The organism is Duganella radicis (genome assembly GCF_009720825.1).
Lineage (GTDB): Bacteria > Pseudomonadota > Gammaproteobacteria > Burkholderiales > Burkholderiaceae_D > Rugamonas > Rugamonas radicis.
In genome coordinates this window covers 34838-59470 of the sequence record NZ_WNKY01000009.1, presented here as the reverse complement: position 1 = coordinate 59470, position 24633 = coordinate 34838, and the positions used below count along the sequence as shown (strand labels likewise).

The 24633-nt window shown below is 59.3% G+C and carries 18 protein-coding genes; 7 read left to right on the top strand and 11 right to left on the bottom strand.

The genetic code is table 11. The annotated features are described in order from the left end of the window. Positions 1-2 precede the first annotated feature (2 nt). From GM676_RS10800 to GM676_RS32155, 7 genes are all read right to left on the bottom strand, one after another. Positions 3-1646, bottom strand: a complete 1644-nt coding sequence (locus tag GM676_RS10800; protein WP_155463564.1) for a GH35 family beta-galactosidase — start codon at positions 1644-1646, stop codon at positions 3-5. An 18-nt stretch (positions 1647-1664) separates the two neighbouring features. Beyond that, positions 1665-4670 (bottom strand): TonB-dependent receptor, encoded by a 3006-nt coding sequence (locus tag GM676_RS10795; protein ID WP_155463563.1) that lies wholly within the window; start codon positions 4668-4670, stop codon positions 1665-1667. A gap of 342 nt (positions 4671-5012) precedes the next feature. After that, positions 5013-5981 carry a D-xylose ABC transporter substrate-binding protein gene (gene xylF / locus GM676_RS10790; protein WP_229262636.1) on the bottom strand — a complete coding sequence of 323 codons (969 nt, stop codon included), beginning with the start codon at positions 5979-5981 and terminating at the stop codon, positions 5013-5015. A gap of 78 nt (positions 5982-6059) precedes the next feature. Continuing rightward, on the bottom strand, positions 6060-6839 hold the full coding sequence (gene xylB, locus GM676_RS10785; RefSeq protein ID WP_155463561.1) for a D-xylose 1-dehydrogenase: 780 nt from the start codon (positions 6837-6839) through the stop codon (positions 6060-6062). 85 nt (positions 6840-6924) lie between these two features. Beyond that, entirely contained in the window at positions 6925-8139 is a 1215-nt protein-coding gene (locus GM676_RS10780) for a XylR family transcriptional regulator (protein ID WP_155463659.1), read from the bottom strand. A 143-nt stretch (positions 8140-8282) separates the two neighbouring features. Next, positions 8283-10166, bottom strand: a complete 1884-nt coding sequence (locus GM676_RS32160; protein ID WP_229262627.1) for a WD40/YVTN/BNR-like repeat-containing protein — start codon at positions 10164-10166, stop codon at positions 8283-8285. Then, on the bottom strand, positions 10166-11593 hold the full coding sequence (locus tag GM676_RS32155) for a GDSL-type esterase/lipase family protein (protein WP_229262626.1): 1428 nt from the start codon (positions 11591-11593) through the stop codon (positions 10166-10168). The genes GM676_RS32160 and GM676_RS32155 overlap by 1 nt, the downstream gene beginning before the upstream one ends. Before the next feature lie 288 nt (positions 11594-11881). Between GM676_RS32155 and GM676_RS10770 the strand changes: the two genes are divergently transcribed. Further along, complete coding sequence (locus GM676_RS10770) at positions 11882-12508, top strand: PEP-CTERM sorting domain-containing protein (RefSeq protein ID WP_155463560.1); 627 nt, start codon at positions 11882-11884, stop codon at positions 12506-12508. On the opposite strand, the gene GM676_RS10765 is transcribed toward GM676_RS10770, so the two are convergent. From GM676_RS10765 to GM676_RS10755, 3 genes are all read right to left on the bottom strand, one after another. After that, positions 12454-14088 carry a glycoside hydrolase family 43 protein gene (locus tag GM676_RS10765; RefSeq protein WP_155463559.1) on the bottom strand — a complete coding sequence of 545 codons (1635 nt, stop codon included), beginning with the start codon at positions 14086-14088 and terminating at the stop codon, positions 12454-12456. The two genes, GM676_RS10770 and GM676_RS10765, sit on opposite strands and share 55 nt — an antisense overlap. Beyond that, complete coding sequence (locus tag GM676_RS10760) at positions 14085-15335, bottom strand: MFS transporter (protein ID WP_155463558.1); 1251 nt, start codon at positions 15333-15335, stop codon at positions 14085-14087. The genes GM676_RS10765 and GM676_RS10760 overlap by 4 nt, the downstream gene beginning before the upstream one ends. A gap of 83 nt (positions 15336-15418) precedes the next feature. Next, a complete protein-coding gene (locus tag GM676_RS10755) occupies positions 15419-17632 on the bottom strand; it encodes an ATP-binding protein (protein ID WP_155463557.1) in 2214 nt (737 codons plus the stop codon). A 184-nt stretch (positions 17633-17816) separates the two neighbouring features. Here GM676_RS10755 and udk (GM676_RS10750) point away from each other — a divergent pair, with 184 nt between their 5' ends. The 6 genes from udk (GM676_RS10750) to GM676_RS10725 all read left to right on the top strand — a co-directional run bounded on the left by udk (GM676_RS10750) (position 17817) and on the right by GM676_RS10725 (position 21857). Then, positions 17817-18458, top strand: a complete 642-nt coding sequence (gene udk, locus GM676_RS10750; RefSeq protein WP_155463556.1) for a uridine kinase — start codon at positions 17817-17819, stop codon at positions 18456-18458. A gap of 6 nt (positions 18459-18464) precedes the next feature. Beyond that, complete coding sequence (gene udk, locus GM676_RS10745) at positions 18465-19106, top strand: uridine kinase (RefSeq protein WP_155463555.1); 642 nt, start codon at positions 18465-18467, stop codon at positions 19104-19106. Positions 19107-19226: 120 nt separating this feature from the next. Then, entirely contained in the window at positions 19227-19673 is a 447-nt protein-coding gene (locus GM676_RS10740) for a hypothetical protein (RefSeq protein WP_155463554.1), read from the top strand. Between the two features lie 39 nt (positions 19674-19712). Further along, on the top strand, positions 19713-20225 hold the full coding sequence (locus tag GM676_RS10735; RefSeq protein ID WP_155463553.1) for a Panacea domain-containing protein: 513 nt from the start codon (positions 19713-19715) through the stop codon (positions 20223-20225). Next, positions 20222-20593, top strand: coding sequence for a hypothetical protein (locus GM676_RS10730; protein ID WP_155463552.1), 372 nt, complete (start codon positions 20222-20224; stop codon positions 20591-20593). Before GM676_RS10735 ends, GM676_RS10730 begins: the two co-directional genes overlap by 4 nt. Before the next feature lie 676 nt (positions 20594-21269). Continuing rightward, a complete protein-coding gene (locus GM676_RS10725; RefSeq protein WP_155463551.1) occupies positions 21270-21857 on the top strand; it encodes a hypothetical protein in 588 nt (195 codons plus the stop codon). Between the two features lie 567 nt (positions 21858-22424). Here the strand turns inward: GM676_RS10725 and GM676_RS32935 are convergent. Beyond that, positions 22425-24563 (bottom strand): Eco57I restriction-modification methylase domain-containing protein, encoded by a 2139-nt coding sequence (locus GM676_RS32935; RefSeq protein ID WP_155463550.1) that lies wholly within the window; start codon positions 24561-24563, stop codon positions 22425-22427. Positions 24564-24633 lie beyond the last annotated feature (70 nt).

Below are 24633 nucleotides of genomic sequence, written 5' to 3'. Positions count from 1 at the left end.
TTTTAATAAGTACCGAGTTTAACCTTCAACACGACCGGATTGCCGGTCAGGTTGAGGCCATAGTCGGTTTGATCGCCGTTCCAGTTACGTTCCATGATCCATTTGCCGGAAGCGTCGTAATAGCCCTCTTCCACGCGCGCCCACATCGACGGCTTGCCTTCGGCATGGTCGATCTTCACGCGCGCACGCTGGCCGATGATGATGAATTCATTGTCGCCAATCTGCGCGATCGCGGCGCCGCCGTTCGGCTTCTCGGTGCCGGCCGGCAGGTCCTTGATGTCTTTAAAATATTCGCGCTCGCCGAACTGCCACTCGCGGAACGAGATGGTGGCCTTCCAGCCCTTCATGTCCACGGTTTGCGGCTGGCGGTCGTCGCCTTCGGCCACGCCGTAGGTGCGGCCTTCAAACGCCCACTTGGCCCACTGGCGTTCCATCGGGCGGAAGGCGGCGTAGATTTTGCCGAACGGTTCCACCATGGTCTTGTCGGTGGCTTTGTGGCCGAGCGGGAAATTGCTGTAGTCCGCGTAGTCGATGCCGAACGGCGAGAAGCCGATGGCGCCGCGGCCCAGCACCAGCCAGGTGTAGCGCACGTACTCGGAGGCGTTGCTCATCTCCGGCACCATCAGCGGATTGTCCGGGCGCTGGAAGTGATTCAGCGTGGCGGTGAACTTCTTCGAATCCGGACCATAGATATCCGGACCGGCGAAATCGATATGCGGCGCGGCGGCGCGGTAGATATCGATCACATCATAGGTCGGGCCGCCGCTGGCGAAGTTTTCCTTCCACGGCTTGACCGGGCTTTCCAGCGGATCGCGCAGCGCGTTATTCACGTACATCGGCAGGTTGTAGACCGCGCGGCCAGCCTTGGCGATTTCCTCGATATAGCTGGCGATGGAGTAAGCGTGGAAGTACTCGTCGGCGTAGTCGCCGTAGACCTGCTTCCAGGTGCCGGTTTTGGCGAGCGCCACCGGCGATTTTTTATGGTCCAGCACCACTTGCGGCACCGGCTGATTGAACAGCGCCTCCGCCTTCGGCGCGTAGTCGCGCGCGAAACCGTAGGTGCCGACTTCATTCTCGACCTGCACCATGATGACGGTGCGTTGTGCCTCGTCGATCTTCTTGATGTGCTTCATCAGCTCAACGAAAGCCTTCTTGTCGGCCTTCAGCGTCTCTTCGCCTTGCGGCGACAGGCAGTAAGTGATCTTGCCATCCTTGGAGACGATGCGCGGGAAGCGCGCGTTGTTGAACTTGACCCACTCCGGCGCGTAGTTGGCGCCGGTGTTCTTCCAGGTGCCGAACCACAGCAGCACCAGTTTCACTTTATTCTTGCGTGCTTCGGCGACCAGCGTGTCGACGTAGCTGAAATCGAATTTGCCTTCCACCTGCTCGACCTGCTCCCAGGCCACCGGGATTTCGAGGGTGTTGGCGTTCATGTCCTTGATCGCCGCGAAGACCTTGTTCAGGGCCAGCGGGTAATTACTGGAATTCTGCGCTTGTCCGCCGAGGATGACGAAGGGCGCGCCGTCCACCATCAAGGCGAAACGGCCGTCCTTCTTCACTATCTGAGGGATGTCGGCGGCCGCCGCGCCAGCTGCGGCCATCAAAAAACTGAGGGAGGTAACAAGCTGGCGGGCGGATTTCTTCATCTAGATAGAACCTTTCAATTAAAAGTCATAGCTCAGTTTTGCGACGACGCGACGGCCGGTCTTGAACCACGCGCGACCCATCATACCGATATTTTGCTGCATCAGCTGTTTGTAGGTCGCATCGGTCAGGTTCTGCGCTTCCAGGCCCAGTTGCAGCTTGTCGGTGAACTTGTAGAACATCGACGCATCCAGCTGGCCGTAAGCATCCGACCAGGTAGGCAGGCCCCAGGCGATAACGTGCTGGCCGTAGGTCGGGCTGGCTGGATTGGAATCCAGGCCGTCCGTGCCTTGTGTGCCGTTCACGTTGACCGCTTGCAGGGCCTTCGAACGCCAGTTGTAAGCCAGGCGTGCCGAAATCGGGCCTTTATCGTACAACAGGGCCAGGTTGTAGGTCTGGCGCGACAGGTTTTCAAGCGGCAGGTTGCCGAAGGTGGTGCCATCGGTATCGCAACCGTTCAGGTTCAGGTTGACGTTGTCAGCAGTGTTCCCGCCCGAGCAGTACTTCTGATAGACAGGCTTGTACAGATCGCGCTTGCTGTCCACGAAGGTGAAGTTGGCTTGCAGGCCCAGGCCGGACCATGCGCCAGGCAGCTTGTCGAAGTACTGCTGATAAGCCAGCTCGAAGCCGCGGGCATGGCCCTTGGCGCCGTTGACCGGACCGGTAACCACGAAATCATGCAGTTTGCCGGCGGTGTCAGGCAGTTGCTGGATATAGGTCTGGTTGACCACGATATCCTTCAGGCGTTTGTTGAACAACGCCAGCGTGACCGAGCCGGTAGGTGCGAAGTACCATTCCGCAGTCAGGTCGAGCTGCTTGGAGGTGGTAGGACGCAGCAACGGATTGCCCGAACCCTTACCGGTCAGGCTCACGCTGTTGACGGTGGTGACGCCGGTGGCGGTATTGGTCGAGCTGTTGGCCGATTCCGACAACTCGGTGTAGCCCTGCAGCTGCGTGAAGTCGGGACGCGACAGCGCCGAGGCGAGGGCCAAACGGAACTGCAGCGTGTCGCTGGCTTTCATGCGCAGGTTCAGGCTAGGCAGCACGTTGTGGTAGTCGTTCTCGTAATCCTTCACTTGCGCGAACGGCGCGATGTTCGGCACCGGCACGCCCACCATCGTGCCGCCGGTTGGTGCGGTCGAGGTGAACACGGTGTAGCCGCGCGCAGTGCTGTCAGTCTTCACATAACGCACGCCGATGTTACCGTCGACCGGATATTTCAGATCATCCCAGCCGAAGCGCAGTTGGCCGTACATGGCCTTGGTCTTTTCCGATTGGTCGTTGGTGCCGGCATAGTTGTCGGCGCCGAAGGTGGCCGGCTTCCACGGGTCGCACGAGTTAGTAGGGCTGACCTCTCGGCACAGGATATCGTGATAGGTGTGCAACTGGGCGTAGCTGGCCGGGTAGCCTTGCGCCAGCGAGACGTTCGGGAACACCACGGCCGGCACGGATACGCCGCCGTTGAAGAAGTTGTTGAAGGTGTGGACGTTGGTGTTGCCGCTGAAGCGAGGATCGCCCAGCGACGCCAGGCCGCTGATGTTCCAGCCGACCTGCCAAGGCTGGGAGATAGCGGACCAGTTGTAGCTTGGGTTGGAGTTCTGGGTCACCGCATCGCGATCGGTCAGGCGCACGCCGAAACGCACGTCGCGCAGCACTGGGTGATCGAAGTCGTATTTGACGTCGGTCTTCCACGCGGTTTCATTCGCTTCGCTCTTGTCCAGGTGTTCCATCGTGAACGCCCAGTAGTAGTTCTTTGGATCGGCCAGGTAAGCGCGGCCAGCATCGGTGAACAGGATCTTTGGCACGCTGCCGGTCAGGTCCAGCGTTTCGCTCGGCATGGTCACGCCGGTGGCGACGGTGGAGTCGACGCTGTGGGTTTTGGCCTTGATGCGTTGCAGGTCGGTGGTGACGGTCCAGCTGTCATGACGCCAGCGCAGGTTCCACGAAATGTCGGTGGTGTCGGACTTGCGGTTGGAGGTACGGGTATCGTCGCCGAAGTTGATGCCACCATCGGTCGGATCGGTCAGGGTGCCGGTCAGCAGCGCGCCCTTGGAATTGAAGGTGGCGTCCGGCGAAACCTTGATGTTATATGGGCTGGACTGGGCGAAGATCGCCTGCTCGTCCCATTGCATCTCATACTTCGATTTGAAGTAGGTCAGGCTGCTGGACCAGTCATCCTTTTTCCATTGCAGCGCGCCGTAAGCACCTTCGCGCTTGCGGTTGAATTCCAGCGTACGCCATTGCGCGCCCTTCGGTACGAAGACCGAATTGCCCTTGGCGTCTTTCAGCGGATAGTAAGGCTCGACCTGGAACGCGTCGGTACGGGTGCCGCTTTCCGAGTAGGCCAGGTCCAGCAAGGCGCCCACTTCACCGATCGGCGTTTTCCAGCGGTTGGACACCAGGCCGGAATACGACGGCGAGGTCTTGCCCTTCTTCAGTTCCGACCAGGTGCGGTCGGCCGAGATGGCGGCCTTGAAGCCTTTGTAATCGAACGGCATGGCGGTACGCAGGTTCACCAGGCCGCCGACGGCGCCTTCGATCTGCTCCGCCGATGGGTTCTTGTAAATGTCGACGCCCGCCACCAGCTCCGGCGGCACGTCTTCAAAGTTCAGCGAGCGGCCGCCGTTGGCCGAGAACGAATCGCGGCCGTTCAACTCGGAACGCACATAGCTCAGGCCACGAATCGACACGCCGGAACCTTCCACCGAGAAGTGTTCCGGGTCGCCCTTGGCCATGGTGCGGTCGATGGTCACGCCGACCACGCGTTGCAGCACCTCGGTCACCGAACGGTCGGGCAGCTTGCCCATGTCCTCGGCGACGATGGAGTCAACGATTTCGTCGGAGTTCTGTTTGATCTTCTGTGCCGATTGCAGCGCCGCGCGCTGACCGGTCACCACCACCGCTACCGGTTCAGCGGCAACGTCGGATTTAGGGACTTCAGTCGTCTGGGCCACGGCTGCGCCGCTCAGCATCATCGTCATTTGTACTACGCCTAATGCGATGGCCGTTTTCTTAAGATGTTTCATCTACGCTCTCCAAAGTTATACGAAGATTTCATAGCTCATAGGCTATTTGTTATTGGTATTTCTCGTCGTCTGTGGGGTGAATCGAGAATGCGAGGTTGAGTTGTCCCGCCGGCGCCGGATAGCGCCGAAATCTGGTCTTCAAATTTGGTGTCGTCTCGCTCGCTCTATAATTTTTATCGCGGCGGTCAGCTGGCGGGGTGCCAGTGTGCGCGATTTTGAGCCATTGTGCTTTTTACTAAACCGGCTCGCAATTGCGAAATTCACCAAGCGGACGAATGATAATAAGCAATCGTCGTTGGAATAAGACAGATGACGCAGGCCCGCTGGCGCGGGCCTGGTTGATTATTTGCCGGAGAGCTGGGCTTGCGTATAGAAGCCGTCCTTGACCACCAGGTCCACATTGGCCTTGGTCAGCGCGATCGGTTTAAGAAACACCGAGTCCACTTCCTTGAAGCCGTTGTTGTACTTCGCATTGAAGCCCGGCTTCTCATTGCGCACCAGCTGCACCGACAGCTTGGCCGCTTCCGAGGCGATCAGTTTCAGCGGTTTGTAGACGGTCAGCGTCTGGGTACCGGCGATCACGCGCTTGACGGCGGCAAGGTCGGAGTCCTGGCCCGACACGGCCACCTTGCCATCCAGCTTTTGCGCGGCCAGCGCCTGGATCGCGCCGCCGGCCGTGGCGTCGTTGGAAGCCACCACCGCATCGATCTTGTTGGCGTTGGCAGTCAGTGCATTTTCAACAATCGACATCGCCTCGGACGGGCTCCAGTCCTTCACCCACTGCTTGCCCACCACCTTGATGTCGCCTTTGTCGATCAGCGGTTGCAGCACCTTCAGCTGGCCGTCGCGCAGCATCTTGGCGTTGCTGTCGGTCGGCGCGCCGCCCAGCAGGTAGAAGTTCCCTTTCGGCCTGGCCGCCAGCACGCCTTGCGCCTGCAACTGGCCAACCATATTGTTATCGAAGGAGATGTAAGCGTCGATGTCCGCGTTGAGGATCAGGCGGTCGTAGGAGACCACCTTGATCTTCGCCTTCTTCGCCTCGCGCACGGCGTTGGTCAGCACCGTGGCGTTGTAAGGCACGATCACCAGCACGTCGACGCCGCGCGAGATCAGGTTTTCGATTTGCGCGATCTGGCGCTGCTCGCTGGCGTCGGCCGATTGCACGAACACCTTGGCGCCCTGCTGCTCGGCGGCCGCGACGAAGTAGTCGCGATCGCGCGCCCAGCGTTCCAGGCGCAGATCGTCGATGGAAAAGCCGATCTTCGGATTTTTGGCGTCCGCCATGGCGTTGCCGCCGACGCACGCCATCATGACGGCGATGGCCGCCGTGCTGAGGATTTTCTTCATCGTTTCAGTCTCCTGTTTATGTACGACGAAGTGTATGGTACATCAGGCGCCGTACCACCCCGCGTCCACATAGTACTCGCGGCCGGAGCAGCGCGCCGCGCTGTCGGAAGCCAGGAACAGCGACAACGCCGCCACGTCGGCCATCTCCACGCGCTGCGGCAGGCACTGGCCCGCCAGGATGCGCGCCTCCTCCTCCGGCGTGTGCCACAGGGCTTCCTGGCGCGGCGTGCGCACGCCGCCCGGGATCACGCTGTTGACGCGGATATTGTCTCGCCCCAGGTCGCGCGCCATGCCACGCGTCATGCCCTCGATGCCCGCCTTGGCCGTCATGTACAGCGTCAGATCCGGCAGGGCCAAGTGCCAGGAGATGGAACTGAAATTCAGGATCACGCCGCCGCCCGCCGCCTGCATGGCCGGCACCACGGCCTGCGCGCAGAAGTACAGGTGGCGCAGGTTGACCGCCATGCGGTTTTCCCAATACGCCGGCGTCACGTCCTTGATGGCGTGGCGGTCGTCGTTGGCGGCGTTGTTGATGAGGACATCGACCGGGCCGATGCCCTTGAACACTTCGGCCAGCTGCTCAAGATTGGTCAGGTCGCAGCGCACGAATTTAGGCGGCGTGGCCAAGCCGGCCAAGCTGTCCTGCAAGGCGCGCGAATCGGCTTCGGCGATGTCGAGGAAAGTCACCAGCGCGCCCTGGCGCGCAAAGGCTTCAACAATGCCGGAGCCAATGCCGCTGCCACCACCGGTGACAACAACGCGCTTGCCGGCGAGGCTGGGATAAATCGCCTGCTCGCGTGGGGTATAGAATTTTTTGTCCAAGGTCTCGTCTCCAAAATAGCTGGAGGATTTTGACCGGACTAAATATCAGCCGCAATTACGAAAATCACCAACCATGGCAATGAAATTATGCTGCCAGCTCCGGCGGCGGCAACGCCGATCCATCATCGACGATGCCTTGCATGGCGCGGTCCTGGTAGGTGCGCGGCGTGCATCCGAGTTCGCGCTTGAACACCGCGTGCATGTACTGCACGGAGGTGAAGCCGCAGCACAACGCCACCTCGGCGATGCTGCGCTCACCGCGCGCCAGCATGGACGTGGCGGCATCGAGCTTGAAGCGCAGGATCACATCATGCACGCTGCAATTGAGCTCCTGCCGGAAGTAGGACTCCAGCGATGAACGCGAGATGCCCACATACTCCGCCACCTGGTGCGTCTTGATGCCCTGGCAGGCGTACTGGCGGATGAAGTGGCGCGCCCGCATCACGTGCGGATGCTTGGGCGCTTCGTGCTGGGTCGAGGCCAGCACGTTGATGCCGACCGGCGGCACCAGCACGCGCGTGCCGCTCATGCGCACGCCGTGCAGCATCTGGTCCAGCAGGTGGGCGGCGGTGCGGCCCATTTCCTGCGCGCCCTGGATCACGGAGCTCAGGGGAATACGGGTCAGCATGCGCGCCAGCGGATCGTTGTCGATGCCGATCAGCGCCACTTGCTCCGGCACCGCGATGCCGGCCATGATACAAGCCTGCATCAGCTGGCGCGCGCGCGCATCGGTGACGGCGATGATGCCAACCGGCTTGGGAAGGCTATGCAGCCATTTGATCTGCTGCTCCACCGCCTCGTCCCACGACGGCGCGCTGGTGCCCAGGCCGCGATAGATGTGCGGCTCCATCTTGTCCGCGTTCATGAGCGAGCAGAACGCCTTCTCGCGTTCCTGCGCCCAGCGGTTCTCCTGCGCTTCCGGCAGCGAGAACATGGCGAAGTGGCGCAGCCCGGCCTCGATCAGATGATCGCGCGCCATCTTGATCAATTTGAAGTTGTCGGTGGCGACGTACGGCACGTCATCGGGATAGGCGGCCTGGTTTTCGTACGAGCCGCCCACCGCCACCACCGGGATGCGGCTGCGCGTGAGGGCCTCGGCCACGGCCGGATCGTCAAAGTCGGCGATGATGCCGTCGCCCTGCCAGCGCTCGATGCCGGGCAGGCGCAGGCGGAAGTCTTCTTCCAGGAACAGATCCCAGGTGGCGCGCGTGGAACTCAGGTACGCGGCGACGCCGGCGATGACTTCGCGGTCAAATATCTTGTTTGCATTAAACAGTAGCGCAATCCGGTGTGACTTCATTTGCATTTCGACTGTTCCAATCCGAGACGTATGGGGCCTTCTTACCATTGTTACACGCTCCTCGAATGGTGCGGATATGAAAAATTTCGCTTCATCCATAACGAATTTCACTAAATTCCCTTAAGAAATTACGTTTTTTATACTTATTGAACCAGCGGCTTGCCAAAAACAATGCCGCGCCCTGCCGTGCTCATGAAAACGATGCCAAACGTATTCATGTCGCCGATGACGAACTGGGCGTCACCCGGACCGCCGTATTGGTGCTGATCGTCGTTAATACGCAACCATGTGGCGCCGGTGTCAGTGGACCGGAACACGCCGCGCACGCCGCCGACCTCGCCCCAGATGTAGACCGTGGGGTGGCCGGCGCCCGGCGCGGCCTTGCCGAAGCCGACCGCCGCCGCGTAGCTGACACCTTGCAAATTTGCAAAGCTGGCGCCGGAATCGGTGCTGCGCGCCAGGCCGCCGTCATACAGCGCCACCCACACCTCGCCCTCGCGGCCCGGCACGGCGCGCACCGCCTTGGAGCCCTTGGCCGAAGCCAGCACGCCGGTGGCCGGCGTGAAGCTGGCGCCCGCGTCGGTGCTGACCAGCAGGCGGTTGCCATCCAGCGCGTAGAACTTGCGCGGGTTGACAGGATCGGCCACGGCCCGGCCGCGCTCGGTGTGCAGGCCCCGCACCTCGCTCCAGGTCGTACCTTCATCAGCCGTGCGGTAGCAGGTGGTAAATTTCTCCGGGCAGTGCACGATGACCTTGCCATCGGCGCTCAGCGCCAACTGGCCCTTGATGCCGTTCATGCTGGCGGTTTTGGTCCAGCTCACGCCCATGTCATGCGAGATGTACATGGCGGTGCCGGCGCGCGCCACCACGTTCGGCTGGCGCGCCGCGTAGTCCAGGCCCCAGGTGGTGCCCATGGTCGGGGTGTGGATCGGCGAGTATTGGGTCAGGTCGGTGTGGCGGAAGCCGTCGTAATCGCCGATGGCGGAAATCACCGGGCCGCCGGGGATGCTCACCAGATTCAGCGGCACCGATTCCTCCAGCCCCATGTCCTCGAACTTCCACACCGGCTTGGCGGCGTGGATATCGGTGGAGACGAATACGCCGTTGCCGGACACCGTCATCAAACGCTTGCTGTCGAAGGGATCGAACTCGATGCTGGCGGCCCAGTGAATGAAGCTGCCGGCGATCCAGCTGACGCCGTTCGAATCGATCTGCACGCCGTTGGCGACGATGCTCTTCCAGCTCTTGCCGCCATCCAGCGTTTCGTAGAACTGGTCGCCGATGCCGCCACGCATCTGGTAGTAGGAAATGGTCGACACCACCATGCGCAGCGGATTGTCCGGCGCCACCGTGATGCCGGCGTAGGCGCGGTTCAGCGGCGGCGAGATGTCGGCCCAGCGGCCGCTGGCCATGTCGTATTGCCACACGCCGCCCGTTTCCAGGCCTTCGTCCTTGGTCTTGTCAGCGTGCGGGCCGGCGCCCTGCGCGAAGGTCACCACCAGCTTGCCGTTGGCGACCACCGCGCGGTGCGGCATCAGCCTGGCCGGACCGCCCGCCATCAGCCTGAAGCGCTTGCCGCCGTCGGCCGACACATACATATTGTCGCCATAGCGCGAAACGCCGACGTAGATCTTGCCCTGATCCAGCAGCACGAAGCTGATGCCGTTCTTGTTATTGGTGGTGTTGACGTCCAGGCCGTCGAGGCGGCGCCAGGTCAGGCCTTCGTCCTCGCTCTTGAACAAGCCATTGGCGCGGGTGCCGATGTAGAGGATCTTGCCGTTGTCCGGATCGACTTGCAGCTTCTCGCCGTTGCCGCGGCCCATGCCGTTGCCATGCACCTTGAATTGGCTGGTGACGTCGATGCGCTTGAAGGTCTGGCCGTAGTCGTCGGACTTGAGGATGGCGCTGGCGCCGCCATTCAGGTAGGCGATGCCAGCGGAGAGGTAGAGCTTGTTGGGCGAAGAGGGATCGATCGCCAGCGATTCGATGCCAAGCAGGCCGGTGTCCTTATCGGACACCCAGTCCATCAGTGGAATCCAGCGTTTTTTTTTACGTCCCAGCGGTAGGCGCCACCGACATCGGTCCGGGCGTAGATCAGGCCCGGTTCCTTTTTGCTGGCGACCAGTCCGGAGACAAAGCCGCTGCCGCCGATCGGCACATTATCCCATGCGTACTGCGATGCGGCCGGCAGCAATTTCGCCAGCTCCGGCGCCATGGCCTTGGCCCAGATCTCGTAGCCCTTCTCGTTCGGGTGCAGCAGGTCCGGCATGATGTCGCGCGACAGCGAGCCATCCGGTTGCAGGAAGGCCTGGTTGAGGTTGGCGAAGAACACCTTCTGGTTGTCGGCAAAGCCGGCGATGATGGTGTTGATCTTGTCGTTAATCTGGCGCAGATTGTCATCCGGCTTTTCGCCGCGCGGGAAAATGGCCAGCAGCAGGATCTTGGTATTCGGCAGGCGCTTTTGCAGCTCGTCGATATTGCGCTTGATGCCGAGGGCCGTGGTCTTCGGATCTTCCTGGCGATGGCCGGTGTTATTGGTGCCGAACATCAGCACCGCGACTTTCGGATCGAGGCTGTCCACCTCGCCGTGCAACAGACGCCACAGCACGTTCTCGGTGCGGTCGCCGCCGAAGCCCAGCGCGATGCCGTTCAGCGGCTTGTAGTAGCGGTCCCAGACCGGCGCGCCGCTCTTTTCCCAACCCTCGGTGATGGAGTCGCCGATGAACACCACTTGCGCGCTCTTGCCCAGCGCCTTGGCGTCGGCCAGTTTCTTCTCGTGGCGCGCGGTCCACCAGCTGATCGACCACGATTCGTTCAGTTTGTCCGGCGTGACCGAGACGGTCTTGTAGTCCGGGCACTCCACATTGGGCTTGCCGCTCAGCTGATACTTGACGTTGGCGATGGCGACCTTGCCCTTGCCGGTGCCGTTCAGTTCGAACGGCTGGGTGATCTTGCTGAAATCGTCGCCTTCGCGGTAAAAGCAGCTGGCCGACATCACCAGATGCTGCCAGCCCTTGCCTTGCGCGGCGCGCGCCGGAATCACATACGGCACGCCGCGCTCGCATTGATCGCCGCACTTGAGACGGAAGCTGAGGCCGCCTTCGGCCAGCTCATCCACTTTGAGATCCAGCGCCAGCACGCCCTTGGCCAGGTAGGGACGCAGATCGACCGGCTTGCCGCCCTGCACGCGCAGGCTGGCGTACCATGCCTTGTTCCAGTTCAGGGTAAGCGCATCATCCTTCTTCGCCTTGGCCGACTTACTGACGGCGACCACGCCATCCGGAGACTTGGGAATCTCAACCGCATCGCCGGCCAAGGTCTTGACGGAATCGGCGTCGGAAACGACGATGCTGCCCGCCTCCAGCGGATGGCCGGCATACACGTTCAAATCGTTGGGCGCCGCAAAAGCGGACGACGACAATACGGCCAGGGCGGCGGCAAGGCGGATATTCATAGGGGATGTCTCAGGGATTTTTTATGCGCACCATTGTGCTGGCACCAGACGCGCACCGCAATTACGAAATTCACCAATCGCCGCAATGATATTGACAGCGCGCCGCCCTGGGCACAGGTCATCAGGCTGGCGGAGGAAACCATTGCCCTGGCCAGGAAAATGGAAGAGGAGAAGAAAAGCAAGTCCATGCAAGCCGGTCGTTAGCGGGCGCACATTGCGCCGGCCTCAGCCCAAATAGAATTAATCCTACTGCAAGAAACAAATCCCCACATCCATGAGGAGAAGTTGATGCGTAGGCTTATCTATTGTTGCCTGCTTGCCAGCGCTCTCGCGCTCAGCGCGTCGCTGGCCGCGGCGCAAAATATCATCGACCAGAACCAGCCGGAAAAAGTGACCAAGATGGCGGGCCTGTATCAGACCGGACTAGCCCAATCGTTCCAGACCAATGCCGCCACCATCACAGGCGCCGGCGTGCAGATATGGCAGACGGAAGAAAGCGGCCCGATCACCATCGCGCTGTGGGACGCCTTGCCGACGCAGGGTGGCGTCAAGCTGGCCGAGGGCGAAGCACGCGGACTGGGTGTGCTGTGGGTGGACACCTTCTGGGCGCCGGTGAAAGCCGAGGCGGGCAAGACCTACTACCTCACCTTCACCAGCGACATCCCCTACTTCATCATCGGCGGCTCGCTGAACGACTGCAAGCACGGCATGGCCTACGCCAACGATTACACCCCCTTCGCCCAGTTCGACTACACCTTCCGCACCTACGCCGGCCCGCCGCCTGCCGTCACGGCGCCTGTACCAGCGCCTGTGCCTGAGCCGGACAGCGTAGCCATGTTGCTCGTGGGCTTGTGCGCCATCTACGTCTTCACACGCGGATCGATGCAATACGGCCGCTCGCGGTATTCGAAATAGTCGAAGTCGGCGTGCAGGGCGGTGCCGGCCATGTCCTGGCAGGCCATGCCGACAAAGGCGCCGGTGAAGTTCGGCATGCCCGGCGCGTTGGCTTCGTCCGATAGGATGCTGGCGTCGAACTGCTGCGGCAGCCATCGCCAGTCGCCCTCGTCGACGCGATAGCCGAAGTACAGGCGTTCCTCATCCACTTCCACCCGCAACTGCACCGGCACGCCCGATGGCAGCGCGATCGGCGCGGTGAAGGTGTCGGTCTGCACGTGGTTGGGCAGGCTGCTCATCACCCGCAAATGCTTGCCCGCTTCCTCATCGTGCGTGATGTAGAGGTAGTGGAACTTGGCCGCGCCGTAGTAGCACACCAGCCCGGCCTGCTGCTGGTAGTGCTCCGGCTCGAACTCCACCACCGTCGACGCGCTGTAGCAATGCGCTTGCTGGCGCCGCGCCACCAGCGCCTGGCGGAACTGGCTGCCCAGCGTTTCACGGCCATACAGGCGCAGATGGCCCGGCCGCGCCGTCAGGCTGAACAACGCTTCCGGCCACGGCGTGCGCAGCCATTGGAAGGCCAGCGGCAACCCGGGCGCATCGAATTCCTCACGCACCGGCGCCGGCGCGAAGCGGTGCTCAGGCAAACCAGGCGCTTCGGCCTGCGATTCCGGCGAGCCGAGGCCATCTCGGCTGCGCAGCCAGCCATCCTCGCCCCACACCATGGGCTGAATCGCGGTCTCGCGCCCCAGCGTGCAGGTGCCGCGGTTGCGCAGCGGCCGGCCGCACAGGTAGACCATGTAAGTCTGGCCATCCGGCGTCTCCACCAGATCCGCATGCCCTGCCCGCTGCAACGCCACATCCGGCCGGTGGCGCGCACTCAGGATGGTCACATCCGGATGCAATTCATACGGCCCCAGCAAATTGCGCGAGCGCGCCATGGTCACGCCATGGTTCCAGCCGGTGCCGCCTTCCGCCGTCAGCAGATAGTAGTAGCCGTTGCGCTGGTACAGATGCGGCGCTTCGGTCAGTCCGTGCGCCGTGCCCTTGAAGATATTCTCGCGCTTGCCGATCAGCTTGCCGTCGGCATATTCCTGCAACACGATGCCGGCAAAGCGGTTGCTGCCCGGACGGTGATCCCACAACTGGTTGAGCACATACTTGCGGCCATCGTCGTCATGGAACAGCGAGGGATCGAAGCCGCTGCTGTTGAGGTACACCGGATCGGACCACGGTCCCTCGATGCTCGGACTGGTCACCAGGTAGTTGTGGAAATCGCGCAGGGACGCGCTGCCGGTGGCGCCGCCGGTCGAGGTGCGGCCGTAGCGCTTGACGTCGGTGTAAATCAGCCAGAACAGGCCATCGGCATAGGTCAGGCACGGCGCCCACACGCCGCACGAGTCGGGCGCGCCGAGCATATTCAGCTGGCTGGCGCGCGTTAGCGGACGGGTCAGCAAACGCCAGTTCACCAGATCGCGCGAATGATGAATCTGCACGCCGGGATACCACTCAAAGGTGGAGGTGGCGACGTAGTAATCGTCGCCCACGCGCACGATGGAGGGATCGGGATTGAAGCCCGTCAGAACAGGATTTTGAATCATGCGTTTTTCTCTCGCACCAAGGTCCACAACAGCACCGCCGCCACCAGATCCAGCACCGCCAGGCTGACAAAGAACGGCGTGTAGCCAATGGTGCTCATCAGCCCGCCGATCAGCAGCGAGAACAGCAACAAGCCGAAATTGCCAAAAGTGCCGCACATGCCCGCCACCGTCGCCACCTCGTTGCGGCGGAACAGATCGGACGACATGGTGATCACCGTGACCGACAGGGTCTGGTGCGCAAAGCCGGCCAGGCTGAGCAAGGCAATCGCGGCATACGGGCTGTCGACATAGCCGACAAAGGCCACGCCCATCATCATGCTTGCGCCCAGCGTGAAAGCGCCGCGGCGCGCGTTAATCAACCGCACGCCGCGCTTTTGCAAGGCCAGCACCACCACCGGCCCGAACAGGCAGCCGAGGTCGGCGGCAAGGAAAGGCAGCCAGGCAAACATGGCGATCTGCGCCAGATCGAAATGGCGCACCGTGGTCAGGTACAGCGGCACCCAGAACGACAGCGTGCCCCACGCCGGATCGGCCAGAAAGCGCGGCAACGCAATGCCCCAGAAATTGCGCATCTTGAGAATGCTGATGAGCGAAGGCCGCTTGCCGTCGCCTTCCAGATGCTGCTCCTGGCCGGCGGCGATATGCCGCGCCTCCTCGGCCGACAAGCGCCGATGGCGCGCCGGCGCGTCGTACAGCAGCAGCCACAGCGCCACCCAGACCAGGCCCAGCGCGCCGGTGATCACAAACGCCGACTGCCAGTTGTAATGCAGGATGGCCCACACCACCAGCGGCGGCGCCAGCATGGAACCGAACGAGGCGCCGATATTGAAGATGCCGCCCGCCATGCCGCGCTCCTTGGCCGGGAACCAGATCGACACCGCCTTCATGCCGGCCGGATTGGCCGAGCCCTCGGCCAGCCCCAGCAGGCCGCGCAACACCGCCAGCGTCTGCCAGTTGGTGGCCATGCCATGCGCCATGCAGATGACCGACCAGGCCGCCGCAAACATGGCGAAGCCGAACTTCAGTCCGATCACATCCAGCACATAGCCGCACAGCGGTTGCAGCATGATCATGCCCTGGAAGGCGGCCGTGATGTACGAGTATTCCCTGGTGGAGATATGCAGCTCAGTCAGCAGCGTCGGCGCCGCCACCGCCAGCGTGCTGCGCGTGAGGTAGTTGATGACGGCCCCCAGCATGATCAAGCCGATCATCCACCAGCGTAGCCCCCGGATTCTGGAACCAGACATGTTTGCGCTATCATTTAATGATGGGAGTGCAAAGATAGCACACTATCGGCGAAATGATTGCGCAATCTTTATGGCGGATGCGGTTATGCGAGCGTGCGCGACAGTTCGTACTGGAGGGTTGCCAGGTGCGGCGTGACGGCGTCGAGATCGCCGGCATCGGCCAGCCGCTCGATCTGGGCGCAGCAGGCGTGCAGGGCGTTGGCGCCGAGGAAGGCGGCGCCGCCCATCAGGCTGTGCGCGGCCAGCGCGACCACCAGCGCATCGCCATCCTCCAGCCCCTGGCGCGCCACCGCCAGCAAACGCGGCCCTTCGATCAGGAAAGCCGAGCGCATGGACCGGTACAGCTTGTCGCCATCGTCCGCCGGCTGGGTGCTGGCCGGCGGCAGCTCCGCCACCTCGAACATGGCGTCCAGTTCCGCCAGCGCCGGCGCGCCCGCCGCCATGGCGCGCTGCTCGCCGATCAGGGCTTTACCCAGCGCCAGCAAGGCGCCCAGCTGTATCCCTATCTCGGCGTGCAATGCCATCTCGTCGACCGGCTTGGCCAGGAAGCCGCTGGCGCCGGCCGCCATGAAGCGCTGCCGCTCTTCGGCGGTGGCGTTGGCGGTCAGCGCGATCACCGGCACGGCCGGATCGCGCACCCCGTCCTGTCCGGCCCGCAAACGCTGCACGGCCGTCACGCCATCCATGCGCGGCATGCGGCCATCCATGATGACCAGGTCGTAGTCGCGTGCCGCCAGCTGCGCCAGCGCCGCCACGCCGTCCTCGACCATGGTGATGCTGTGGCCCATATTGCCCAGCAGTTCACGCAGGATGACCTGGTTGGTGCTGCCATCTTCGGCGCACAGCACGGCCAGGCGCGCCGCGTGCGGACGGCACGCTGGAGCCGGGCGCAGCGGCGCCGGCACGCCCGGCTCCAGCGGCAGGTGCACGCGGAACACGCTGCCGACGCCGGGCTGGCTGTTGGCCTCGATGCGTCCGTTCATGGCGGCGACGATGTTTTTGCAGATCGCCAGGCCCAGGCCGGCGCCGCCGTATTTGCGGGCGGTGGCGGCGTCGGCCTGCTCGAACTTCTGGAACAGGCGGCCCAGCGCGTCGGCCTCGATGCCGATGCCGCTGTCGCTCACGGTGAGGACGATGCCGCCCGCCTCTTCCGCCGCGCTCACGCACACCTCGCCGCGCTCGGTGAACTTGATGCCGTTGCCGACCAGGTTGACCACCACCTGCCGCAGCCGGGTCGGATCGCCGCGCCACCAGGCCGGCAGCGCCGGATCGATATCGGTTATCAGCGCAATGCCCTTGGTTTCGGCGCGGTCGGCCAGCAGCCCGCTGACGTCGCGCAGCAAGGCCGGCAGGTCGAAGTCCAGCGACTCCAGCGGCATCTTGCCCGCCTCCAGGCGCGAGAAGTCGAGGATGTCGTTGATGATTTGCAGCAGCACCTCGGCGTTGCTCAGGCTGAGGCGCAGCTTGTCGCGCGTGGCTGGCGTCAGGCCGGGCTCCTTCATCGCCGAGCGCAGCATGCCGATCACGCCCCCCAGCGGCGTGCGCACTTCGTGGCTGATCATCGCCAGGAAATCGCTCTTGAGCTGGTTCGATACTTCGGCGGCGCGCTGCGCCGCCAGCGATTCGGCCTGGCGCGCCTGCGACGCCCGCAGATCCGCTTCGCGCGCATGCAGGGTGGCGATCTGCGCCTCCAGCGTCTGGCGGTAGCGGATTTCGTTCTCATGGCTGCGCGCGTGAATGGCGCGTTGACGCGCCAGCGCGCCATCCAGCCCGTGCAGCAGATAGGTGCAGGACAGGGTCAGCACGCTGGACACCAGCAGGAAGTTCACGCCGAGGATGGCCCAGTGCGCGACCGGCGCCACCACCACCACGGCCATGCCCAGCTCGATGCCGCCCAGGTAGCCGATCAGGAACAAGGTGGCCGAGCACCACAGCAGCGCCAGCATGGCCGGCACGGTGCCGATCAGTACCGTGCACAGTACCGGCACCGCCAGCAGGTAGATCTGCGACAGCGGCCCGAGAGAAAACAGCAGCACCACCGCGATCAGATACGCGATGCCCAGTATCGCCAGCGCCCGCCAGTGGTAAGGCAGGTCGCGCCGGTAATGCAGCCAGCCGGTGCCGCCCAGCGCGATGATATCGGTGACCACCAATGGCCAGTGCTCCTGGCGCGCGCTGCCCCACATGCTGGGCACGATGGCGATCACACCCAGCCAGAAAGCCACCGCGCACAAGCCATCGAGCAGACGGTTGCGCCAGCCTTGCAGGTCGTGGTCCCCCTCATGCAGCGGCCCCATGCGCCGGTCAAAGGCAGCACGCAAGACACGTAGCGGCAGGCTGTCGATCAAAGCGGAAGTCTTTCTGGGTGAGTGAATAAACGAGCGATTTTACTACTTTCAAGTGCTAACAAAACGACATTTACATTTTGACAGCTGCGCCGCCCCTACTGTCCGCCCGGTCGCGGTTCCGGTATCATTCGGCATGAGCAAGATTTCTTTCCAACCGTTTGTCATTGGTGTCGCTGGCGGTAGCGGCAGTGGCAAGTCGACGGTATCCCAACAAGTGCTGGCGTCGTTTGGCGCCGATATGGTCTCGGTCGTGATGCAAGATGATTATTATTGCGACCAGACCCATCTCACCCCGGAAGCCCGCCGCCAACAGAATTACGACCATCCACAGGCGTTCGACTGGCCTTTGCTGGTCCAGCACGTCCAGGCCCTGCGCAATGGCGATCCGATCGCGATGCCGGAGTACGACTTCACCATCGACAACCGGTCCAACCGCACCATTCCCGTCAAACCGGCCCCGGTGATCGTGATCGAAGGCTTGTTTGCCTTGTATGACCCGGATTTGCGCGACATGATGTCGCTGAAGATTTTCGTCGATACGGCCTCCGATATCCGCTTTATCCGCCGCATGCAGCGCGATATCACGGACCGTGGCCGTTCGGTGGAGAGCGTGGTCGGCCAGTATCTGGAAACCGTGCGTCCGATGCACAAGCAATTCATCGAACCGACCAAGCGCCATGCCGACCTGATTATTCCGCACGGCGCCAACGGCCCGGCGGTCGACATGATTACCACCAAAGTGGCCAGCGTTATCGGCCAGTTGCAGCACGCCTGATTCAGCATGAACAAGATCTCCTTCCAACCGTTTATCATTGGCGTCGCAGGCGGTAGCGGCAGTGGCAAGTCCACTGTATCCAAGAAAGTGCTGGCCGCGTTTGGCCCGGATATGGTTTCGGTGGTGATGCAGGATGACTACTACTGCGACCAGACCGACGTCGCGCCGGAAGTCCGCGACCAGAAGAATTACGACCATCCGGAAGCGTTCGAATGGCCACTGCTGGTGCAGCATGTCCAGGCCTTGCGCAATGGCGAGACCATCGAGATGCCGGAGTACGACTTCACCATCCACAACCGCTCCAGCCGGACCATCACGGTCAAGCCGGCGCCGGTGATCGTGATCGAGGGCCTGTTTGCCTTGTATGACGAGGCGTTACGCGACACCATGTCGCTGAAGATCTTTGTCGATACGGCGTCCGACATCCGCTTCATCCGCCGCATGCAGCGCGACATCACCGAGCGCGGCCGCTCGGTGGAGAGCGTGGTCGGCCAGTATCTGGAAACCGTGCGCCCGATGCACAAGCAATTCATCGAACCCACCAAACGTCACGCCGACCTGATCATTCCCCACGGCGCCAACGGCCCTGCGGTCGATATGATTACCACCAAGGTGGCCAGCGTGATCGGCCAGTTGAAGCAGCCTTGATCTTATGGTCGCCGCTGAATGCGGCACTTTCCGTTCATTTGTGACGCAGCAAATCGCTCTCGCTGCCGGGAAGCTAAACTACTGTTTGGTTGTGATGAAAAATCACTCTGAGGTAGCACCATGCGCTGCGTAAGAATAATTGCTGCCGCCAATTTAGCTTTCGCCACGTTGGAGGCTCTGGCACAAGGGCTTCCACTACCTTCCCGCTTTCAGGCGACCGGTAGGGCCTGCCAAGGTGAGCTGGTCATCCAGCGACAGGCGATTTTATGGAGCACGCCATTTAGCGTCTGCAAGGCGGCATCGTACAAACTGCTGGATCATGAAAACAATACAGGACTAGCGCGCTACACCTATCGTCTGGACCAAACCACCTCTGCATGCCGCTATCACGTGATTTCCCTGACTCATGATGGCAGCAAGCCCGAGGACATTGGCTGGGAAGTGACTGGCTACTACGATCCCAAAAGCTACGAACAAGATAAAGCAGCCGGATTTCCCAATGGCGGCACACCCGACATGATGTCCTGCTACCTCACCCGAACTTTTTCGCAGCGTCCGCGTCCATAAGAGCAGGCACATTACATTTGTCAGCGGTTTGGAGGATACATGCAACTCTACAGCCCAAAATCCATTGCCAACTACTTCATTGAGCGAGCTAAAGCCAGTGGCGAACAACTGAATCCGATGAAGCTGCAAAAACTGGTGTACTACGCGGCAGGCTGGTTTGCCGGCTATACCGGCAAACCGCTACTCAACGAAGCACCGCAAGCTTGGCAGTACGGTCCGGTTTTCCCATCGCTATATCAGGCGTTCAAAGAATTCGGCTCCCGGCCCGTATCGAAAAAAGCCTCGACCTTTGATGCCCAGCGATTCGATTTCGTGGAGGCTTCCGAACCCGAGGACTCTGCCATTCGCCAATTTCTGGACAATGTTTGGAACAGTTACCGCAGATACACCGACATCGCCTTGTCCGAAATGAGCCACGCGGCGGGCAGCCCGTGGGATCTGACATGGCGCAGGTCTGATGGCATACGAAATGTCAGCATCCCGTTTGAACTGATGCGCGACCACTTCAGGCTTGCCGCAGAAAAGGCCAAAGCCGGCGGTGTTCCAGCATGACACCCTCCGACGATAACGGCGTCGATAAAATCGCAACCGCGCGCATAGACCCAACGGCCGAACCCACCAGTGAGCAAGTTCCTGGACTGTCCGGGCAAAAGGAAAGCGAAGCATTTGCTGCTGCCGCCAAGCGCCATGAGCTTGAGATTCTGCGACAAGAAATGGGAAAGCTGGGAGTACTCTTTGGCTCAGCCACGACTGCGCCGACCAACATTGCAGGCCTTGTTTTAATCGTGGTGTTTTTATTTGTCGGCGTAAGCTTCTGCCTACCTAGCTCTCCCGAATTGAACGACGCGCGTAAGTGGGCTTATACACTCGGTACTGGTGCTCTCGGTTATCTATTCGGAGCTGCCAAGAAAAAAGATTAGCGTTCAGGTGCTGGCGCCGCTTGAGTCTCGCTCAGCGCAACCTTGGCAAAACCGCGAAGCACAGGAAGCACAGGGTCAGTTGTGTCATTTGGAAGCACAGGGTCAGGGTCAGCTCTGTCATTTGGACACGCGCGCCGAACGTTCAAGCACAGGGTCAGATAGACCGAGAGCTTCAACAGCGCGCGGCCGAAAAACAATTACAAGTTTTGCGGGCGCCAGACCAAGGCATGAGATAGGTCAAGCTTGAGCGATATATCGAAATGTCGGGCGACACGGCCGACACTGTGCAAGGCGGAAAACCGGCAAGTCGCTAAATGGCCGAGAATACAAGTCGGTCGATGGGCGCATATGGATAGACTTGCATGCTGTAAGCGATGGATTGCGGCATGGTGACAATTGGTGAAAATTAGACGATTCCTCTCTGATAAACTTGTTTACAATAAGCAAATATCGCAACAGCCTAGGCGAACCAGTTTGATAGCCCATTTCGAGAATCCAAAACGATCATGAACAATAGCAAAAAACCTCCAGCACCTGCTCAGCCACGACCAACACAAGAGCGACGACCAGCCAATGAGTCTTATCGGGAACGGGTTCATGGAACCTTCGATGACGTAAACAAAAGCAGTATAATTCCAAAGGTGCCAGCCCCGGTTAACCCTCCAAGGCCGAAAAAATGACTGAGCAGTCACCTGTCCCGACATATACAGATGCCGAACTTGACCACGCTTTCGAAAAGCGATGTAATGCTCTGTATAAGGCGGAACTCTCTGCGCTATATCATCAAAAACGTGAGCGTTTTTTTGAGTTGGCGGATAAGTTGGGGAAGGCAGCCTCTGTGATTGGCGGATCTGCGGCACTTTGGAAGATTGGGAATGCTGATGTCGTCGCAGTAATGGCTACGTGCATCACTGCAAGTTCCGCACTTTCCTTAGTCTTTTCGTTTTCGGAGCGATCCAAGCGACATGGGGAATTAGCTCAGGGCTTCCGCATAATTATCAGCGATATTCTCGCCAAAAGCGAGTTTGATGTAACCCCTCCCGATGCTGGTGCATGGATGAGTAAAGTGTGTGCATTGGAAGCAAAAGAACCACCGTCCTTATCCGCGCTTACAGTCCTATGCCAAAACGAGCTAGCGATTGCCCGAGGTGCCGATGATAAAGTCAAGCCTCAAGATACGAAGACGCGTCTACTCGCTCATTTCTTTGATCTGCCACTATCAGTATCCCCTGAGGTAAAAGAACTTACCGCCCCCCCTCAATAACAGCCTCCAGCAGCCCCTCATACTTCCGACCACACAGCCGGTTAATGGCTAGCGCCAGTACGTTTTAACCATCCGATGCGCCGGTCGGCAAATGCTCCACCGGGCACAGGGTCAACTCTGTCATTGGACACGCACGCAGACCGTTTGAGGTGGCTCAAGACGTTCTGCCATCGATTAGGACAGTCCAGCGTGCGTTTGTGAGGAAATTAGTGCTTGTGGGAATTTTTGCTAGCGCTACGCGCAGCGCCTCCGGCGCGCCACCGCGTAGCGGTGGCAGTCGGACGATTCGGAGAGGGCTTTCCCGGTAGGGAAAGCCCTTCGAATCCCCCGCGCAAAGCCCGCAGGGGCTTTGCTTCTCTCCGCCAGAAATGCAAAAAGCCGCCCGAAGGCGGCTTTTTTCAATTCTGGCGAGAGGGGGAGCCGAATCATGCCTCAAATGTCGCATATATACTACATTTCAGGAAAATCACCTAACCTCGTACCCTAAAAAATACCCTCAAAATAATCGGATGACACTGTCTCAACTAAAAGTAATTTGGACAAATTTACGAAATCGTTGGGTCGCCTCTAGAACAAGCGAGGGTTGGCCACTGCCTTTATTTCGGAAGGCACAGGTCCTAACCAAACTTCCAATAGCTCTCTCGGCTCGATTTTTGACAGTCCTCCGGCGTGAAGTCGAGAGAACTCCTCCATAGCCTCCCATGTGGAGTTCCTAAGAATGTCGAATAGTTTGGAGGCAACGTCATTATTCTCATCCATCAACCTTCTTACGCTAGCATGAGGATATAGCATTAGATAAGTATTGGTCACGATAGCAGCTGATTTATTCCATATGAAGCGAATAGCCGGTTTGTCGCCGTGCGCCTTTCCCATGTAAGTACATAAAAATGGAGCAGGATCACGCCTCTCTTGTCGATACCAAGGAGTACGTCTACCTACCAGGTGCCCATTCTTGACTCCTTGTTCTATACCTTTTTTTAAATATTCAAAAAATTTTGGATATTTCTTTTGAATTTCATCCTCACTCATATCAGTATCGATCACGCAAAGTTGACGCGTAACTCGTGGATATCCGTCCTGATCCTGTTCAATTACATCAGATAGCAGACTCATTGCTTTGGGAAGAACTGGCCTAAGCGCTTTTTTGGGAACTCCCAGTTCTTTTGCTACATTGCGATCAAGGACAAAGAACTGGTTTGCCCCCGTAGCAATTCCCCGTCGCACAGAAAATAGGTCACCTAACTTCACTCCAGACGCATCGCGATGAGGAAGAGCTTTCTGTTTAACACGCCATTTCTGCTCAGAATCTAAGTCTTTTACAATAATGTCTTGACTTGATACAGGATTTTCTAAAGTTCCTCCGAATGTAAATTGAGCAGTATGCGAATCCATAGGAGTCACGTTCTTAAATACAACCACGCAAGGAAGAGTTTCGGCATTCTCAAACTGACGAGCATCAGAAGAGAACTGATGCACTCTAATCAATTTAACAGTTCTAGAGAGGTAATATCGAAGAGCTTTTCCATAACCAGTTTGCATAAATTCAGACGGGATCAACCAAGCAGCAATAGCTCCGGGAGCCATCCATTTATGACTTAATAAAATAAAATAAACATATAGGCCAGAGAGCCCACTGATCTTCATTCCCATATCAGTGGACGCTCGAATCCGCAACTCTCTCTTATAGTCCGGTTTGATACCTTGATGACGAAGATATGGAGGATTCGCCAATATAAAATTACGTTGAGATATATCACCCATATGAAGATAATCTGCCTCAATTACCCTAATATCTTTGCTATCCCAACGTAATCGCGTAGCTTCAACTTGTTTCGGACTGATATCTATTCCGATTGCAGACTTGATCGTTTTCTTATCTACAACAGAAAGCAAGGCTCCATAAAATGCGCCGGTGCCAACAGCAGGATCGCCAAAATCGATATTCGCACGGTCGGATTTTTCTAAAAACTTACAAGCGTAAGCAGCAATAGACTGAGCAAGCTCAGGCGGGGTTAAGTGAATTTCATAATCACTAGCCTCGCCAGGTAGCCGGTTAACTTTCTTTCGCGTAGGCACAGCTACACGGGCGAATGAACTTGTTTGGTTTAAAAGACTATCACAGACTAAAGCAGCATATCTAAGCCGCGATTTATCAGACAAAGAATGCAAGAATTCGCCACTCAATTTTTCTTGAGTAATTCTTTTAAAAAGAGATACCACTTGGGGATCGTATTCACGATCTAGAATATTTGTTTGTTTCCGACGATTTTTTGGCTTTATTTTAATTGCGGTAAGCTTCATCGCCCTTGGCAATGGGACTTGCAATGCCCAATTATATTTTCTAAAAAGGCGAGCAAGTAGACGGGCAAAATTTTGAGATTCGCCATCATATAACGTAATATGAAACTCGCTCGTAGGAAAATAAGGCTTATGCTCCAGCGGCAATAACTCATCGCAGCGACAGCGTATAAATACAGTTTTATTAGTCTGATCGCTCCCTACTTCCAAGCCAAAAGTTCCTACTTCCAGCAGATCAATATGTGATACTTGGGTACGTAAATGCGCATCAGGAATTGATAACTTGTCAGAATAGCGAACAGTAATATGTGGCTTTGATTTCGAGTTAGGCTCGCAAATATTACGCAGTAGTTCCAAATGAGGACCTACAATTTTATCTGCGAGATAGAGAACTAAGACGCTAGGCACGATTCGACAATCAAGTTTAAGGAGGGGTTAATTAATTAGATAAATTGCCAACAAGGCAATGTTTTCAGCA

What these genes read in the sequence shown, in the direction of transcription:
- GM676_RS10800 (WP_155463564.1), bottom strand. Translation starts at nt 1,646, where the DNA reads ATGAAGAAATCCGCCCGCCAGCTTGTTACCTCCCTCAGTTTTTTGATG.
- GM676_RS10795 (WP_155463563.1), bottom strand. Translation starts at nt 4,670, where the DNA reads ATGAAACATCTTAAGAAAACGGCCATCGCATTAGGCGTAGTACAAATG.
- xylF (WP_229262636.1), bottom strand. Translation starts at nt 5,981, where the DNA reads ATGATGGCGTGCGTCGGCGGCAACGCCATGGCGGACGCCAAAAATCCG.
- GM676_RS10780 (WP_155463659.1), bottom strand. Translation starts at nt 8,139, where the DNA reads ATGAAGTCACACCGGATTGCGCTACTGTTTAATGCAAACAAGATATTT.
- GM676_RS32160 (WP_229262627.1), bottom strand. Translation starts at nt 10,166, where the DNA reads ATGGACTGGGTGTCCGATAAGGACACCGGCCTGCTTGGCATCGAATCG.
- GM676_RS32155 (WP_229262626.1), bottom strand. Translation starts at nt 11,593, where the DNA reads ATGAATATCCGCCTTGCCGCCGCCCTGGCCGTATTGTCGTCGTCCGCT.
- GM676_RS10770 (WP_155463560.1), top strand. Translation starts at nt 11,882, where the DNA reads ATGCGTAGGCTTATCTATTGTTGCCTGCTTGCCAGCGCTCTCGCGCTC.
- GM676_RS10765 (WP_155463559.1), bottom strand. Translation starts at nt 14,088, where the DNA reads ATGATTCAAAATCCTGTTCTGACGGGCTTCAATCCCGATCCCTCCATC.
- GM676_RS10760 (WP_155463558.1), bottom strand. Translation starts at nt 15,335, where the DNA reads ATGTCTGGTTCCAGAATCCGGGGGCTACGCTGGTGGATGATCGGCTTG.
- GM676_RS10755 (WP_155463557.1), bottom strand. Translation starts at nt 17,632, where the DNA reads ATGGGGCCGCTGCATGAGGGGGACCACGACCTGCAAGGCTGGCGCAAC.
- udk (WP_155463556.1), top strand. Translation starts at nt 17,817, where the DNA reads ATGAGCAAGATTTCTTTCCAACCGTTTGTCATTGGTGTCGCTGGCGGT.
- udk (WP_155463555.1), top strand. Translation starts at nt 18,465, where the DNA reads ATGAACAAGATCTCCTTCCAACCGTTTATCATTGGCGTCGCAGGCGGT.
- GM676_RS10740 (WP_155463554.1), top strand. Translation starts at nt 19,227, where the DNA reads ATGCGCTGCGTAAGAATAATTGCTGCCGCCAATTTAGCTTTCGCCACG.
- GM676_RS10735 (WP_155463553.1), top strand. Translation starts at nt 19,713, where the DNA reads ATGCAACTCTACAGCCCAAAATCCATTGCCAACTACTTCATTGAGCGA.
- GM676_RS10730 (WP_155463552.1), top strand. Translation starts at nt 20,222, where the DNA reads ATGACACCCTCCGACGATAACGGCGTCGATAAAATCGCAACCGCGCGC.
- GM676_RS10725 (WP_155463551.1), top strand. Translation starts at nt 21,270, where the DNA reads ATGACTGAGCAGTCACCTGTCCCGACATATACAGATGCCGAACTTGAC.